The sequence below is a fragment of the bacterium genome (assembly GCA_016789445.1).
In the GTDB taxonomy this organism is placed as follows: Bacteria; Patescibacteriota; Minisyncoccia; order Phycocordibacterales; family UBA2100; genus UBA10103.
This window is the reverse complement of record JAEUQT010000009.1, coordinates 1-607: the sequence shown is the minus strand read 5'-3', so window position 1 is coordinate 607 and position 607 is coordinate 1. Positions and strand designations below refer to the sequence as shown.

Here is a 607-nt window from a genome sequence, read left to right as displayed (position 1 = left end):
TAAGCGAAGGCACTAACCGGAACGCCATTTTTGTCGATCCAGTATGGAAACCGAAGCTTCACCCGACCATCCGACGACTGAAGATCTTCACGATGCTTTTCCGTTGTCGTATAGGCATTGGCGAGATATTCTTCCACCACCTTGGCTGATGGGCCAATCGTTTGAATCGTTCCTTTGTTCAATAGAATGGCTTTCTGGCAAAGCGATTTTACCGCACCCATGTTGTGACTGACAAAAAGAATCGTCCTGCCGCTCTGCGATACCTCATCCATCTTTCCCATACACTTCCGCTGGAATTCAGCGTCTCCAACAGCCAATACTTCATCGATGATCAGGATCTCCGGCTCCAGGAAAGCTGCAACCGCGAAAGCCAGACGTAGTTGCATTCCGCTTGAATAGTGTTTAAGGGGGGTGTCCAGGAATTTGGAGACACCGGAAAAATCAACGATCTGGTCGAATTTGCTTCGAATCTCATTGAATTTCATTCCAAGGATGGAGCCATTGAGAAAAATGTTCTCACGACCTGTCAACTCGGGATGGAAACCTGTACCGACTTCCAGTAGACTGGCTATGCGCCCACGGGTGATGATGCTGCCTTTGGTTGGAG

The 607-nt window shown here is 48.8% G+C and carries 1 protein-coding gene; it reads right to left on the bottom strand.

Features of this window, described 5'->3' with window-relative positions:
• A partial coding sequence (locus tag JNK62_04790) for an ABC transporter ATP-binding protein (GenBank protein MBL8158822.1) occupies positions 1 to 607 on the bottom strand: 607 nt, incomplete at both ends.